The organism is Microbacterium meiriae (assembly GCF_040686935.1).
GTDB lineage: Bacteria > Actinomycetota > Actinomycetes > Actinomycetales > Microbacteriaceae > Microbacterium > Microbacterium meiriae.
Window position 1 is genome coordinate 287,933 of record NZ_JBFBMF010000003.1, and the last position, 13,437, is coordinate 301,369.

The following is a 13,437-nucleotide window of genomic DNA, read 5'->3' on the forward strand; positions in this document are numbered from 1 at the left end:
TTTCTCACCATTAGCATCGCTGATGTGAGGATCGACCCGGAGCTCGCCGCCACGCTCGCCGCCGTCGCGGACGAGGGGACCCTCGACGCCGCCTCCCGCCGCCTGCGCGTCACCCCGTCCGCGGTCAGCCAGCGGCTCAAGGCGCTCGAGGAGCAGCTCGGGCGGATCCTCCTCGTGCGCAGCAAGCCGGTCCGCCTCACCGAGGCCGGGGAGTCCGTCGTGCGCCTCGCGCGGCAGATCGCGCTCCTGGAGCAGGATGCGCTCGCCGGGGTCGGCATCGAGGAGGGCGGTGGGGGACACCGCATCACGGTGCCCCTGGCCGTCAACGCGGATTCCCTGGCGACCTGGTTCCTCACGCCGATGGCGCGCCTCTCGGCCGCGCACGACATCGACCTGGACCTGCACCGCGACGATCAGAACTTCACCGCCCGACTGCTCGAATCGGGAACGGTCATGGCGGCGGTGACGAGCGAGGCCACGGCGGTCGCGGGGTGCACGGTCACGCCCCTCGGCGTGCTCGAGTACCGCGCCATGGCCGAGCCTGCCTATGCCCGTCGATGGTTCCCGGACGGCGTGACGCCCGCCGCGCTGGCGCACGCGCCGTTCGTCGACTTCGACCGCCGGGACACCCTGCAGCACGAGTGGCTGGCGGCACGGGGAGTGCCGGCGGCGGGCGTTCCGCGACACTACGTCCCGGCGTCGCACGACTACGCGCTCGCGGTCGGCCTCGGCCTCGGCTGGGGGATGGTGCCGCGACTGCAGGAGGTCCCCGGGCTCGTCGCGCTCGGCGGTCCGACCCTGCGCGTCGCCCTGTACTGGCAGCAGTGGAACCTGCGCTCCGCGCTGCTGGACACGATCGCGGCCGAGGTCGCGGGAGAAGCGCGCCGCGTGCTCGCTCGCGACCCCTGACCGGGCGGGGCGCCCCGAGGCCCTCGGCGTTCGCTCAGTCGGCGAGGGCGAGGGCGCGGAAGGCGTCGCGCTCGCGGAGCTGCTCGCGGCGGCTGTCGATCGGGGCGGCGGAGCGCGTCGGCACCGCGCGTCCCGTCGTGCGACGGTACAGCTCGTCGATGAGGTCGGTCGCGAGACCGACGAGTTTGGCGATCTCGCGGTCGTCCCGGTCGATCCACACGCAGCGGGGCTCGTCGTGGATGGGGGAGAAGTCGACGTGCTCCTCCCAGACGAACAGGGTGCGCTCGGCGCCCAGCACGTGCTGCTGCCACCAGACCTGGCGCAGGTACGTGCGCGGGATGCCGCGGAAGGCCTTGTTGGTGGTCTTGATCTCCGCGAGGCTGACGCGACCGTCCGCGTCCACCGAGATGCCATCGGGGGTGGCCAGGTGGCGGTGCTCGACCTCGGCGCGGAACAACGCGGAGGAGGGGAAGATGCCGTGCGTCGCGGCAACCCAGGCGGCGATCTCGGGCTCGCGGCGTCGACCGTGGTCCGTGTAGGCGTTCCCGCCGAACCGCGGCCCCCCGCCGAGCTTGGCGTCGGCGGCACGGGCGATCGAGCGTTCGCTGGTGAGCCCGGCGACGTCGGTGGCCGTGATGCCCCGGGACCGTGCCCTCATCCACGCCACGCGGTCGCGCGAGTCCGCGACGATGCGAGCTTGGAGTTCCGGGGTCACCAGAAGACTCTAACTCTCCCCCACCCCCGTTCCCGCCGTACACGCCGCCCCTCCCGCCCTCCCGCCGAGCCACCCCCTTCCGTGCGTCCCGGCCCCCTGCGTGCGCGCACAAGGGGGTGGCTCGAACGCAAAGGGGTGGGTCGAGGACGAGGGGTGTCTTCCTGCACAGGGCGCGGGAGGGAGAGAAAGGGTGTGGGGAACTGCGGGAAGGCGGGGGATCGGCGAGAGGAGAGGGGAGAGTCGGAGGGATGAGACAGGTGAGTGTGGACGAGATCCGGGCGATGCTCCTCGGTCGTCGGCGGCTGGAGGAGGAGGGGTGGGGGTCTCGGACGCTCCACGCCGCGGTGGAAGGGCGGCAGCTGCATCATGTGCGTCGCGGGTGGTACCTCGCGCAACGGGACTGGAGCGATCTCGCCCCGGAGTCCCGGCACCGTGCGGAGGTGGTGGCCGCCGACCTCGCAGCCTCGGGGACGCGGCCCGTGTTCTCGCACGCCTCGGCTGCGGTGCTGTGGGGTCTGCCGCTGTACCGGGTGCGGCCGACGAGGGTGCATGTGACGGCGCCCGCCGACCGTCGCCACAGCACCTCGGGGATCCTGCGGCACGAGGGCGCGGTTGTCGCCGGCGACATCGTGGAGCGCGACGGCATCCGCTGCACCTCCCTCGCCCGGACGGTCGTCGACCTCGCCCGCACGGCCGCTCCGGAGGCGGCTCTCGCCGTCGCGGATGCCGCCCTCGCTCTGGTCGGCGGCGACCCGTGGGAGTTCGACGACACCGCGGCGCAGGCTCTCCTGACGGACCTCGCGGATCGAGTGCGTCGTCCCCGGCTCCGCGGCATCGTGCAGGCCCGTCGGATCGTGGTCCTGGCCGACGGGCGCGCGCAGCTTCCGCTGGAGAGCGTGACGCGGTACCGGCTCCATCAGCTCGGCTTCGGCAGGCCGCGTCTGCAGGTGCCGGTGGACGGACCGCGCGGCGGTCGGTTCTGGATGGACATCGCCGTCGACCAGTCCCGCACCTTCGTGGAGTGCGACGGCCGGGACAAGTACCTGGACGAGGGCCTCCGCGGCGGCCGGCCCGTGTCACAGGTCGTGCTCGACGAGAAGATCCGCGAGGACTGGGTGCGCGGGACCACCGGCTGGCGGGTGGTCCGGGTGACGAGCGAGCACGTCGCCTCCCTCGCCGCGGCCGACGCACACTTCCGCGCCCTCGGTCTCTTCGCCCGCTGAGTCGCTGACCCACCCCCTTCCGTGCCCTCCGGCCCCTTGCGTGCAGCCGCAAGGGGCCGGGGTGCACCGAAAGGGGTGGGTCGACGGAGGAGGAGGGGGATTTGGGGGGAGAGGGAGCGTGGGGTACAGTGGTCGTAACCGAAGACCGCTGGTCGTCGTGTGCGCGTGAGTGCACAGGATCGAAGCTCTGCATCGCAGGGGCCCGCGCAGGTGTCACGAACTTCCGAGCTCCGTGCGCTTGCGCCGGAGCTCTTCTCTTTTGCAGGGGGTCGGAGGCCGGCGCCCCACCACCGTGCGGCGCCTCGTACACACCAAGGAGTGACCATGGCGCAGAAGGATGCATCGGTCAACGAGCTCACGAAGTCATTCGAGAACTCGAACGCCGTCCTGCTGACCGAGTACCGCGGTCTGACGGTTGCCCAGCTCAAGCAGCTGCGCAACAGCATCCGTCAGGACGCTGAGTACGCCGTGGTGAAGAACACGCTGACCAAGATCGCCGCCAACAAGGCCGGCATCTCCGCGCTGGACGACGACCTCAAGGGGCCGTCGGCTGTCGCGTTCGTGCACGGTGACTTCGTCGCCACCGCCAAGGCTCTGCGTGACTTCGCCAAGGCCAACCCGCTTCTCGTGATCAAGTCGGGCATCTTCGAGGGCAAGGCCCTCACCGCCGACGAGGTCAACACGTACGCCTCGCTCGAGAGCCGCGAGGTTCTGCTGGCGAAGGCCGCGGGCATGATGAAGGCGACGATGGGCAAGGCTGCGGCCACCATCGACGCGCTTCGCGAAAAGCTGGAGACCGCCGAGGCCGCGTAAGCGACCGGCGATCTCGTCTACAAACCCCATCTATCTAGGAGATACATCATGGCGAAGCTTTCCACCGAGGAGCTGCTCGAGCAGTTCGCCGGCCTGACCCTCATCGAGCTCAACGAGTTCGTGAAGGCGTTCGAGGAGAAGTTCGAGGTCACCGCTGCTGCCCCCGTCGCCGTCGCCGGTGCCGCTGGCGGCGCAGGCGAGGCCGCGGCCGAGGAGGAGAAGGACTCCTTCGACGTCATCCTCGAGGCTGCCGGCGACAAGAAGATCCAGGTCATCAAGGCTGTCCGCGAGCTCACCTCGCTCGGCCTCGGCGAGGCCAAGGCCGTCGTCGACGGTGCTCCGAAGGCCGTCCTCGAGGGCGCCAACAAGGAGACGGCCGAGAAGGCCAAGGCTGCTCTGGAAGAGGCCGGCGCGACCGTCACCCTCAAGTAATTCCAGCGCACCAGCGCTTCTGCGAAGGCCCCGGGTTCCGCCCGGGGCCTTCGTGCGTCTGCGGGGTCAGCGCGGCGCCGCGGTCGAGCTGCGGACGACGAGCGCCGAGGCGGCTTCGACGCGCTCGACCGGAGCATCCGGCTCGCTCATCCGCCGCATCAGCAGGCGCACGGCTTCCCGTCCCTGATCCCGCGGCGACTGCCCGATGGTGGTGAGCGCGAACATCTCCGCATGCTCGTGGTCGTCGATCCCCACGACGCTGAGCTCGGTCGGCACCGCGATGCCCAGGCGGCGAGCCGCGATCACGGCGCCGATGGCCGCCTCGTCGCACACGCCGACGATGGCGGTCGGACGGTGCCACCGGTCACCGAGGAGTCCCGCCGCCGCCGCGTAGCCTCCCGGCATAGTGGGAGCCGAACCGGCGACCCGCGCCCGCGGCGTGAGTCCCGCCGTGTGCAGTGCCTCCCGGTAGCCGGCCAGGCGGCGGGCGTCGCCGTAGCTGAGGTCGGTGTCATCCGTGGCACCGCCCACGAACGCGATGTCGGTGTGCCCGAGGTCGATGAGGTGTTCGGTGGCGATCCGGGCGGCGGCCGCATCGTCGATCGACACGGCGCTCGATCCCGCGCTGTAGGGGCCCACGCTCACGAGCGGTCGCCCCGTATGGTGCAGTCGTTCCAGCTCGCGGGCGCTGGGCTGGATGCCGACGGCGATGATGCCGTCGAACCTCCGGCCGGGCAGCACGCTCTCGAACAGCCGCTCCCTGGTCTCCGAGCGCTCGGGGACGCCGTAGAGCGAGAGGTCGTAGTCGAGCGCGAGCAGCGATTCCTGCACGCCCGCCAGCAGCTCGGCGAAGAACCACCGATCGACCGGCGGCATCACCAGGCCGATGGTGCCGGTACGCCCCGTGGCCAGGCTCGTGGCGGAGGAGTGCGCGACGTACGCGAGGTCCTGCGCCGCCTCCTCCACCCGCTGCCTGGTCTCCCCCGAGACATAGCCGCGGCCGCTGAGCGCACGGCTCGCGGTCGCTTTGGACACACCGGCGCGCATCGCGACGTCGGCGATCGTGCTCATCGTGTCCTCCTCGACCCGGTTCCACGACGGCGAGCGATCGGGCACTCGCCGGGAGCCATCGTAGCCGTTCCACACCGGGGGAGGAACCGGTTCCAGGCGCGCCGGACTGGGAGCGCTCCCACCTTGTCGTCCACTCGGATGTCAAAGGGTTGTGATCTTGTAACCTTCCCCAGTTGTACGGCGCGAAGGAACCCGAGTAGGTTGGCCTGGAATCGGTTCCCCAATGGTTGCGGCGATTGCTCTCCTTGGGCGGACTGAAGATCCACCTGAAGAGGAGAAGTACATGGCTTTGTCACAGCGATACCGCCTGCTCGCCCCCATCGCACTCGTCGGCGTCGCGTCTCTCGCGCTCGCCGGCTGCGCCGAGGGCGGGGGCGACGAGGGCGGAGAGACCAAGGACACCGTCCGGATCTCCGGCGGCATCACGGGCGTCGAGGCCGACGACCTGAACGCGTCCTTCGAGCAGTTCACGAAGGACACCGGTATCAAGGTCGAGTACACCGGCGACAAGGGCTTCGAGGGCAACATCGTCACCAAGGTGACGGGTGGAGACGCCCCGGACATCGCGATCGTCCCGCAGCCCGGTCTGCTCAAGACCCTCGTCGACACGGGCAAGGTCATGCCGGCCCCCGAGGCCGTCGAGTCCGCCGTCGACGAGAACTGGTCCGAGGACTGGAAGAAGTACGGCACGTTCGACGACACCTTCTACGCGGCGCCGATGCTGGCGAACCTCAAGGGCTACGTCTGGTACTCGCCGAAGCAGTTCGCCGAGTGGGGCGTCGAGGTCCCGGAGACCTGGGACGACATGATCGCCCTCACCGACACGATCGTCGAGAAGACCGGCGGTCCCGCATGGTGCGCGGGCTTCTCCTCCGAGGCGGCATCCGGCTGGCCGGGAACGGACTGGATCGAGGACCTCGTCCTGCGCCAGTCGGGCCCCGAGGTCTACGACGACTGGGTGGCCGGCGACGTGAAGTTCACCGATCCCGAGATCAAGCAGGCCTTCGACGCCGTCGGTGAGATCCTGCTCAACCCGGAGTACGTCAACGCCGGCTACGGCGACGTCAAGAGCATCAACTCGACCGCCTTCGGTGACGTCGCCAACGCGGTGGCCAAGGGCGACTGCGCACTGACCCACCAGGCCTCGTTCCTGTCGGCGAACTTCCTCGACACGGAGACCGCGGACGGCAACGTCCCCGAGGTCGCGCCGGACGGCGACGTCTACGCGTTCATCATGCCGGGCGAGACCGCGGGCGAGCTCCAGGTCGAGGGCGGCGGCGAGTTCGTCGCGGCATTCTCGGACGACGAGGCCACCCAGAAGGTGCTCGAGTTCATGGCATCGCCCGAGTTCGCCGACGCGCGTGTCGAGCTCGGCGGCGTCATCTCCGCCAACAAGAACGCCGACCCGAGCCTCGCTTCGAGCGAGTTCCTCCAGGAGGCGATGACCATCATGCAGGACGACGCGACGACCTTCCGGTTCGACGCTTCCGACCTGATGCCGTCGACCGTCGGCTCGGGCTCGTTCTGGAAGGGGATGGTCGACTGGATCGACGGCAAGGACACCGACACGGTGCTCTCCGACATCCAGGCCGGCTACGAGAACTGATCGCCTCGACGCGATCTTCGTAGGCAGAGCGGGGCCGGGCTGCACAGCCCGGCCCCGCTCCACCGATCCGTACTGCGCGGGAACCCAGCACGATCCAGAAGGGGACGTTCATGTCGCACGCGACCATCGAGAAACCCGTCGAGGCTGACGCGCCGCCGACGACGCATGGCACCGACGAGAAGGGGAGGAAGGCCACGCGGACGGTCCTCGCGATCGGCTTCGTGGTCGTCGCCGCCCTCGCTCTCCTCCTCGTCTTCACCGCCCCGACCGAGGAGTCCTCGCGGATAACGATCGGGTTCTCGCTCAACAGCTTCTTCCTGTGGCTGGGCGGTCTGAATCCGTTGGTGCAGATCCCCGCCGTGCTGCTCGTGTTCGGCGTGGTCGTGGCGATCATCCTCGTGCTGATCGAGTTCGCGCCCCGCCCCGGTCGCGGCTACTCGATCATGCGGCTGGTCGCGTGCCTCGTCATCCCGGTGCTCGCCCTGCTGCTGCTTCGTCCCTACGCGAACGCCGTGGTGTACGTCGTCGCGATCGCACTGCTCGTCGGTGCGCTCCTCTTCTTCGCCGACTTCCGCGCCCGACAGGGAGCCGGTTACCTGTTCCAGCTCGTGCTTTTCATGGCTCCCGCGGCGATCATGCTGCTGCTGGGCCTCATCTACCCGGCGATCTCGACGATCTTCAAGTCCTTCTTCGACAAGTCGGGGAACCAGTTCGTCGGACTCGAGAACTACATCTGGGTCTTCACCAACCCGGTCGGCACGTCGTCGGTGATCAACACCATCATCTGGGCGCTGCTCGCTCCGGTGATCTCGGTGGTCATCGGTCTCGCGTACGCCGTCTTCATCGACCGTGCGCGCGGTGAGAAGTTCCTGAAGGTGCTCGTGTTCATGCCGGTGGCGATCTCGTTCGTCGGCGCGGGCATCATCTGGAAGTTCATGTACGACGCCCGCCAGGGCGACCAGATCGGTCTCCTCAACGCCATCGTCACCGCTTTCGGCGGCGACCCCGTGCAGTGGCTGGCCATCAAGCCCATCCTCAACACGCTCATGCTGCTCATCGTGTTCATCTGGACCCAGACCGGCTTCGCGATGGTCATCCTCTCCGCCGCGATCAAGGCCGTGCCGATCGAGCAGATGGAGGCGGCCGAGCTCGACGGCACGAACGCCTGGCAGCGCTTCCGCAACGTGACGGTGCCCGGCATCCGGTCGTCGCTGATCGTCGTCCTCACGACCATCACGATCGCCTCGCTGAAGGTGTACGACATCGTCGCCGTGATGACCGGCGGCCGTGACGAGACCAGCGTGCTCGGTTTCGAGATGGTCAACCAGCAGCAGCGGTTCCAGAGCTACGGGCACTCGTCGGCGCTCGCCGTCGTGCTGTTCCTGTTCGTGTTGCCGCTGATCGTCTACAACGCCCGATCGATGGCCAAGCAGAGGGAGATCCGCTGATGAGTGCAACGCAGGCCACCGTCGTGGACAACCGCACCAAGCGCCAGGTGGCGCGCGACACGCGTCGTAACGAGGCGACCGCCCACAAGAAGCTGACCTCGAAGGGGGCGACGATCGCGGCCGCGGTCATCGCGCTCTTCTGGACGATCCCGACCTTCGGCCTCTTCGTGACGTCGTTCCGCCCGGGCGCCGACACGCAGAACAGCGGCTGGTGGACGGTCTTCTCCAACCCGGAGTTCACGTTCGACAACTACGTGCAGGCGTGGAACTCGGGCGGGACCTCGACGACCCTCGCGACCGCGTTCATCAACTCGCTGGCCATCACGATCCCGGCCACCGTGTTCCCGATCGTGATGGCGGCGCTGGCCGCGTACGCGTTCGCATGGATCGACTTCAAGGGTCGGAACATGCTCTTCATCTTCGTGTTCGCGCTGCAGATCGTGCCGCTGCAGATGGCCCTCGTACCGCTGCTGAGCCTGTTCTCGGACGGGCTGACGATCAACGACGTGCCGATCTTCCCCGGGTTCGGGCTGAACGAGGTGCAGTACAGCTTCGCCCGCGTCTGGATCGCGCACGCGATCTTCGCGCTGCCGCTGGCGACGTTCATGCTCCACAACTTCATCTCCGAGATCCCGGGCGAGATCATCGAGGCGGCCCGCGTCGACGGTGCCGGACACGGACAGGTGTTCTTCCGGATCATCCTGCCGCTGGCGGCTCCGGCGATCGCGTCCTTCGCGATCTTCCAGTTCCTCTGGGTGTGGAACGACCTGCTGGTCGCGACGATCTTCGCCTCGCCCGGCGCCCTGCCGATCACCCAGGCGCTGAACTCGCTCTCCGGGACCTGGGGGAACAAGTGGTTCCTGCAGTCCGCGGGAACGTTCATCTCGATCATCGTCCCGCTGATCGTGTTCTTCGCCCTGCAGCGCTTCTTCGTCCGCGGCCTGCTGGCCGGCGCGACGAAGGGCTGACCCTTCGACGGACTCAGGGCCCTTCGACGGGCTTGGGGACCCACGTCATGGGTCGCTGAGCCTGTCGAAGCGCGGGTGAAACACAGCCCCGGCGGCGGGAGCCCGCGCCGTACCCTGAACAGATGAAGTACGCAGACTCCATCGTCGACCTCGTCGGCGACACGCCCCTGGTGAAGCTCCAGCACGTCACCGAGGGCATCGCGTGCACGGTGCTCGTGAAGCTCGAGTACCTGAACCCGGGCGGGTCGGCGAAGGATCGGATCGCGGCCCGGATCATCGACGCCGCCGAGGCCGCGGGGGACCTGCAGCCCGGCGGGACGATCGTCGAGCCCACGAGCGGCAACACCGGGGTCGGGCTCGCCCTCGTCGCCCAGCAGCGCGGCTACCGCTGCGTCTTCGTGCTCCCGGACAAGGTGGGCGAGGACAAGATCGACGTGCTCCGCGCGTACGGCGCGGAGGTCGTCGTGACCCCGACCTCGGTCCCGGCTGACAGCCCGGAGTCGTACTACAGCGTGAGCGACCGGCTGGCACGGGAGATCCCCGGGGCGTTCAAGCCGAACCAGTACGAGAACCCGAACGGGCCGCGCAGCCACTACGAGACGACGGGACCGGAGATCTGGCGGGACACCGACGGCCGGGTCACCCATTTCGTCGCCGGCGTGGGGACGGGCGGCACGATCACCGGCACCGGCCGCTATCTGCGCGAGGTGTCAGACGATGCCGTGCGGATCGTCGGTGTCGACCCCGAAGGCAGCGTGTACAGCGGCGGCACCGGCCGGCCCTACCTCGTCGAGGGCGTGGGCGAGGACATCTGGCCGGGGGCGTACGACCCCGCGGTCCCGCACGAGATCGTCGCGGTCGGCGACGCGGAGTCCTTCGCGATGACGCGGCGCCTCGCCCGCGAGGAGGGCATCCTCGTCGGCGGCTCCAGCGGCATGGCCGTGGTCGGCGCGCTGCGGGTGGCGAAGGACCTCCCGGCGGACGCGGTCATGGTCGTGCTCCTCCCGGACGGCGGGCGCGGCTACCTGGGCAAGATCTTCAACGACGGGTGGATGCGTTCCTACGGTTTCAGCGAGGTGGAGGAGGGGGAGACGGTCGCCGACGTGCTCGCGGCCCGGTCCTCCCGCCACGGCCTTCCCGACCTCGTGCACGCACACCCCACCGACACGGTGCTCGAGGCGATCGGCATGATGACGGAGTACGAGGTGTCGCAGCTCGTCGTGCTCAGCGCCGAGCCGCCGGTGATGATGGGCGAGGTCGTCGGCACCGTCGACGAGAAGGGCCTGCTCGACCTGCTCTTCCGTGGCGACGCCGAGCCGAGCGACGCCGTCGGCGCGCACGTGGGGGAGCGGCTGCCGCTGATCGGCATCCATGCGCCGGTCGCGCAGGCACGGGCCGCGCTCGCCGACGCCGACGCCCTCCTCGTCACCGAGGACGGCAAGCCCCACACGGTGCTGACCCGGCAGGATCTGCTCGGCTACCTCTCGCGGTGACGCGGGACGTAACAGGCCGGGACCCGTCGGAGGACCCGGACGTAGGCTGAGAGCATGTCCGACCACGCCCACGCCTTCGCCACACGAGCCATCCACGCCGGACAGGCGCCCGACCCGATCACCGGGGCGATCATCCCGCCGATCTATCAGGCGTCGACGCACGTGCAGGACGGCATCGGAGGGTTCCGCGAGGGCTACGAGTACAACCGCGCGGGCAACCCGACGCGCTCCTCCTTGGAAACGCAGCTCGCCGCTCTCGAGGGCGGGGTCGGGGCCCTGTCGTTCGCCTCGGGGCTCGCGGCGGAGGACGGTCTGCTCCGCGGCATCCTCAAGCCCGGCGACCACGTGCTCCTCGGCAACGACGTCTACGGCGGCACCTACCGTCTGCTCACGAAGGTGCTCGCGCCGTGGGGGATCGACACGACCACGGTCGAGCTCTCCGACGTCGACGTGATCCGGGCGGCCATCCGTCCCGAGACCCGCATCGTGTGGCTGGAGACGCCGAGCAACCCTCTGCTGAAGGTCATCGACATCGCACTCATCGCCGAGGTGGCGCACGCGGCCGGGGTGCTCGTCGTGGTCGACAACACGTTCGCCTCGCCGGCTCTGCAGCAGCCGCTCGCGCTCGGCGCCGACCTCGTCGTGCACTCGACGACGAAGTACCTCGGCGGGCACTCCGACGTGCTCGGCGGCGCCGTCGTCTTCGGCGACGACCGCTTCGTCGAGGCCGTGAAGTTCCAGCAGTTCGCGGTGGGCGCGGTCTCGGCGCCGCTGGATGCCTGGCTGACGACCCGGGGCATCAAGACCCTCGCCGTGCGGATGCGGCAGCACTCCGAGAACGCCCAGGCGATCGCCGAGTGGGCGCAGGCGCGGCCGGAGTTCGCGCAGGTCTTCTACCCGGGCCTCGCCTCGCACCCCGGTCACGAGATCGCCGCGCGGCAGATGAGCGGCTTCGGCGGAATGCTGTCGCTGGGCCTCGCCGCGGGTGCGGACGCTGCCCGGGCCTTCGCCGAGAGCACGAGCGTGTTCCAGCTCGCCGAGTCGCTCGGCGGCGTGGAATCGCTCATCGGCTACCCGCCGGAGATGACGCACGCGTCGGTCCGCGGAACCGAGCTCGCCGTCCCGGAGAACGTCGTGCGTCTCTCCGTCGGCATCGAGGACGTGGCCGACCTCATCGCGGATCTCGAGGAGGGGCTCGCCCGCATCGCCCGCTGACCGGCACGGCGACCCGCGATCGCGGGGGCGTCCGTCACAATGGGACGATGAATCGACGGATGCTGCTGTGGTGGGGCGTCGCCTGCCTCCTCCTGGCCACTGCCCTCGGCGCTCTCGTCGTCTTCGTGTATCCGCAGACGCCGGGCCTCGACCAGTGGTGGAACGACACGATCGCCGCGGTCCGCGCGGACTGGATGCTGAGCTTCGCCCTCGCGCTGAACTGGATCGGCGGCGGCTGGGTCGCCATCCTCGCCGTGCCGCTGGGGACGATCCTCGTCCTGCTGCTCCTGCGGCGATGGCGGGGTGCGCTGTTCGCCGCGCTCTGCTTCCTCGTCAGCGCGGGCGCCGTGCAGCTCCTGAAGAACATCTTCGGCCGTGCCCGACCGCACGACATGCTCGTCGTGAGCGATTACGGCTCGTTCCCGTCCGGCCACACCGCGAACGCGGCGACCATCGCCCTCGTGCTGTGGGTGCTCTTCCCGCGGGTGTGGGTGGCGATCGTGGGGGCCGCATGGATCGTGCTCATGGCTCTGTCGCGCACCTTCCTGTCGGTGCACTGGGCGACGGACACGCTCGGGGGTGCGTTCGTCGGGGCCGGGGTCGTCCTCGTGCTGGCGGCCTGGCTGGTGCCGTGGGTGCGACGCGACGTCGAGGCGACCGCACGCGCCGATAGGCTGAGCGGAACCTGACCTGCCCGAGGAGCCTCCGTGTCGCGTATCCGTCCCTACCGTCCGACCGATCGTGCGGCGATGTTCGAGATCTGCCTGCGGACGGCCGACGCGGGGGGAGACGCCACCGGGGTGCTGTCCGATGACGAGCTCTGGGGGAACCTCTTCGCGGTGCCGTACGTCGAGCGGCACCCGGACCTCGCCTGGGTCGTGGAGGCGGAGGACGGGCGCACCATCGGCTACATCGTCGCCACCGACGACACCGACGCGTTCTACGCCTGGTTCCGTGATGAGTGGTGGCCCACCCTGCACGCGCGCTATCCGCGGTCGGCCGACCCGCAGACGCGCGAGCAGAAGCTGATCGAGTACGGATACACGAGGGAGCCGGGCGTCGAGCCGAACGCGGCGGAGTATCCGGCGCATCTGCACATCGACCTGCTGCCGGAGACCCAGGGGCAGGGGCTGGGGCGCGGTCTCATCGAGACGCTCTTCGCCGAGTTGCGCCGACGCGGTGTCCCGGCCCTGCATCTGGGGATGGACCCCGCGAACCGCGGCGCGGCCGCCTTCTACGAGCGGCTCGGCATGACCCGCCTCCCGTCCGGACCGGGTGGTCTGACGTACGGGGTGCGCTTCGACGGCTGACGGCACCCGAAACGAGAGAAGACCTCCGCGATGCGGAGGTCTTCTTCGTCTGTGGCGGTGACGGCGGGATTCGAACCCGCGGTTGCTTGCACAACACACGCTTTCCAAGCGTGCTCCTTCGGCCGCTCGGACACGTCACCAGGGAACAACCTGTCCATCCTATCCGATGTCCCGCCGACCTCGTGACATACCGGCGATCACCGGGCGCGGCGGTGAAAGCTGTTATATTGCACG

The 13,437-nt window shown here is 69.4% G+C and carries 13 protein-coding genes and 1 tRNA gene; 11 read left to right on the forward strand and 3 right to left on the reverse strand.

All coding sequences use genetic code 11. The features are described from left to right. Positions 1 to 24 precede the first annotated feature (24 nt). Positions 25 to 909 carry a LysR family transcriptional regulator ArgP gene (locus tag AB0P08_RS11400; RefSeq protein ID WP_363589942.1) on the forward strand — a complete coding sequence of 295 codons (885 nt, stop codon included), beginning with the start codon at positions 25 to 27 and terminating at the stop codon, positions 907 to 909. A 34-nt stretch (positions 910 to 943) separates the two neighbouring features. On the opposite strand, the gene AB0P08_RS11405 is transcribed toward AB0P08_RS11400, so the two are convergent. Further along, the gene (locus AB0P08_RS11405) at positions 944 to 1,624 is read right to left on the reverse strand and encodes a YqaJ viral recombinase family protein (protein WP_363589943.1); all 681 of its coding nucleotides are present in this window, start codon (positions 1,622 to 1,624) and stop codon (positions 944 to 946) included. Between the two features lie 248 nt (positions 1,625 to 1,872). Between AB0P08_RS11405 and AB0P08_RS11410 the strand changes: the two genes are divergently transcribed. The 3 genes from AB0P08_RS11410 (at position 1,873) to rplL (ending at position 4,092) form a co-directional block, all read left to right on the forward strand. After that, positions 1,873 to 2,847: a hypothetical protein gene (locus tag AB0P08_RS11410; RefSeq protein WP_363589944.1), complete on the forward strand. Its 975-nt coding sequence runs from the start codon at positions 1,873 to 1,875 to the stop codon at positions 2,845 to 2,847. 324 nt (positions 2,848 to 3,171) lie between these two features. Next, positions 3,172 to 3,660: a 50S ribosomal protein L10 gene (rplJ, locus tag AB0P08_RS11415; protein ID WP_025104226.1), complete on the forward strand. Its 489-nt coding sequence runs from the start codon at positions 3,172 to 3,174 to the stop codon at positions 3,658 to 3,660. Between the two features lie 48 nt (positions 3,661 to 3,708). Next, positions 3,709 to 4,092, forward strand: coding sequence for a 50S ribosomal protein L7/L12 (gene rplL, locus AB0P08_RS11420; protein ID WP_025104227.1), 384 nt, complete (start codon positions 3,709 to 3,711; stop codon positions 4,090 to 4,092). A 66-nt stretch (positions 4,093 to 4,158) separates the two neighbouring features. Here the strand turns inward: rplL and AB0P08_RS11425 are convergent, their stop codons facing one another. Further along, positions 4,159 to 5,163, reverse strand: coding sequence for a LacI family DNA-binding transcriptional regulator (locus tag AB0P08_RS11425; protein WP_363589945.1), 1,005 nt, complete (start codon positions 5,161 to 5,163; stop codon positions 4,159 to 4,161). A 283-nt stretch (positions 5,164 to 5,446) separates the two neighbouring features. Here AB0P08_RS11425 and AB0P08_RS11430 point away from each other — a divergent pair, with 283 nt between their 5' ends. The 7 genes from AB0P08_RS11430 (at position 5,447) to AB0P08_RS11460 (ending at position 13,203) form a co-directional block, all read left to right on the forward strand. Continuing rightward, a complete protein-coding gene (locus AB0P08_RS11430) occupies positions 5,447 to 6,769 on the forward strand; it encodes an ABC transporter substrate-binding protein (protein ID WP_315637825.1) in 1,323 nt (440 codons plus the stop codon). A 110-nt stretch (positions 6,770 to 6,879) separates the two neighbouring features. Next, positions 6,880 to 8,217 carry a carbohydrate ABC transporter permease gene (locus AB0P08_RS11435; RefSeq protein WP_187662184.1) on the forward strand — a complete coding sequence of 446 codons (1,338 nt, stop codon included), beginning with the start codon at positions 6,880 to 6,882 and terminating at the stop codon, positions 8,215 to 8,217. Beyond that, positions 8,217 to 9,185, forward strand: a complete 969-nt coding sequence (locus AB0P08_RS11440) for a carbohydrate ABC transporter permease (RefSeq protein ID WP_187662183.1) — start codon at positions 8,217 to 8,219, stop codon at positions 9,183 to 9,185. The genes AB0P08_RS11435 and AB0P08_RS11440 overlap by 1 nt, the downstream gene beginning before the upstream one ends. Positions 9,186 to 9,307: 122 nt before the next feature. Next, entirely contained in the window at positions 9,308 to 10,678 is a 1,371-nt protein-coding gene (locus tag AB0P08_RS11445) for a cystathionine beta-synthase (RefSeq protein WP_187662182.1), read from the forward strand. Between the two features lie 54 nt (positions 10,679 to 10,732). After that, positions 10,733 to 11,893 carry a cystathionine gamma-synthase gene (locus AB0P08_RS11450; protein ID WP_363589946.1) on the forward strand — a complete coding sequence of 387 codons (1,161 nt, stop codon included), beginning with the start codon at positions 10,733 to 10,735 and terminating at the stop codon, positions 11,891 to 11,893. A gap of 47 nt (positions 11,894 to 11,940) precedes the next feature. Then, entirely contained in the window at positions 11,941 to 12,582 is a 642-nt protein-coding gene (locus AB0P08_RS11455) for a phosphatase PAP2 family protein (RefSeq protein ID WP_232089083.1), read from the forward strand. Between the two features lie 18 nt (positions 12,583 to 12,600). After that, positions 12,601 to 13,203: a GNAT family N-acetyltransferase gene (locus AB0P08_RS11460; RefSeq protein ID WP_363589947.1), complete on the forward strand. Its 603-nt coding sequence runs from the start codon at positions 12,601 to 12,603 to the stop codon at positions 13,201 to 13,203. 52 nt (positions 13,204 to 13,255) lie between these two features. Here AB0P08_RS11460 and AB0P08_RS11465 read toward each other — a convergent pair. Further along, positions 13,256 to 13,343: transfer RNA gene (locus AB0P08_RS11465), tRNA-Ser, on the reverse strand. Positions 13,344 to 13,437: the final 94 nt, after the last annotated feature.

What these genes read in the sequence shown, in the direction of transcription:
- AB0P08_RS11410 (WP_363589944.1), top strand. Translation starts at nt 1,873, where the DNA reads ATGAGACAGGTGAGTGTGGACGAGATCCGGGCGATGCTCCTCGGTCGT.
- rplJ (WP_025104226.1), top strand. Translation starts at nt 3,172, where the DNA reads ATGGCGCAGAAGGATGCATCGGTCAACGAGCTCACGAAGTCATTCGAG.
- rplL (WP_025104227.1), top strand. Translation starts at nt 3,709, where the DNA reads ATGGCGAAGCTTTCCACCGAGGAGCTGCTCGAGCAGTTCGCCGGCCTG.
- AB0P08_RS11425 (WP_363589945.1), bottom strand. Translation starts at nt 5,163, where the DNA reads ATGAGCACGATCGCCGACGTCGCGATGCGCGCCGGTGTGTCCAAAGCG.
- AB0P08_RS11430 (WP_315637825.1), top strand. Translation starts at nt 5,447, where the DNA reads ATGGCTTTGTCACAGCGATACCGCCTGCTCGCCCCCATCGCACTCGTC.
- AB0P08_RS11435 (WP_187662184.1), top strand. Translation starts at nt 6,880, where the DNA reads ATGTCGCACGCGACCATCGAGAAACCCGTCGAGGCTGACGCGCCGCCG.
- AB0P08_RS11440 (WP_187662183.1), top strand. Translation starts at nt 8,217, where the DNA reads ATGAGTGCAACGCAGGCCACCGTCGTGGACAACCGCACCAAGCGCCAG.
- AB0P08_RS11445 (WP_187662182.1), top strand. Translation starts at nt 9,308, where the DNA reads ATGAAGTACGCAGACTCCATCGTCGACCTCGTCGGCGACACGCCCCTG.
- AB0P08_RS11450 (WP_363589946.1), top strand. Translation starts at nt 10,733, where the DNA reads ATGTCCGACCACGCCCACGCCTTCGCCACACGAGCCATCCACGCCGGA.
- AB0P08_RS11455 (WP_232089083.1), top strand. Translation starts at nt 11,941, where the DNA reads ATGAATCGACGGATGCTGCTGTGGTGGGGCGTCGCCTGCCTCCTCCTG.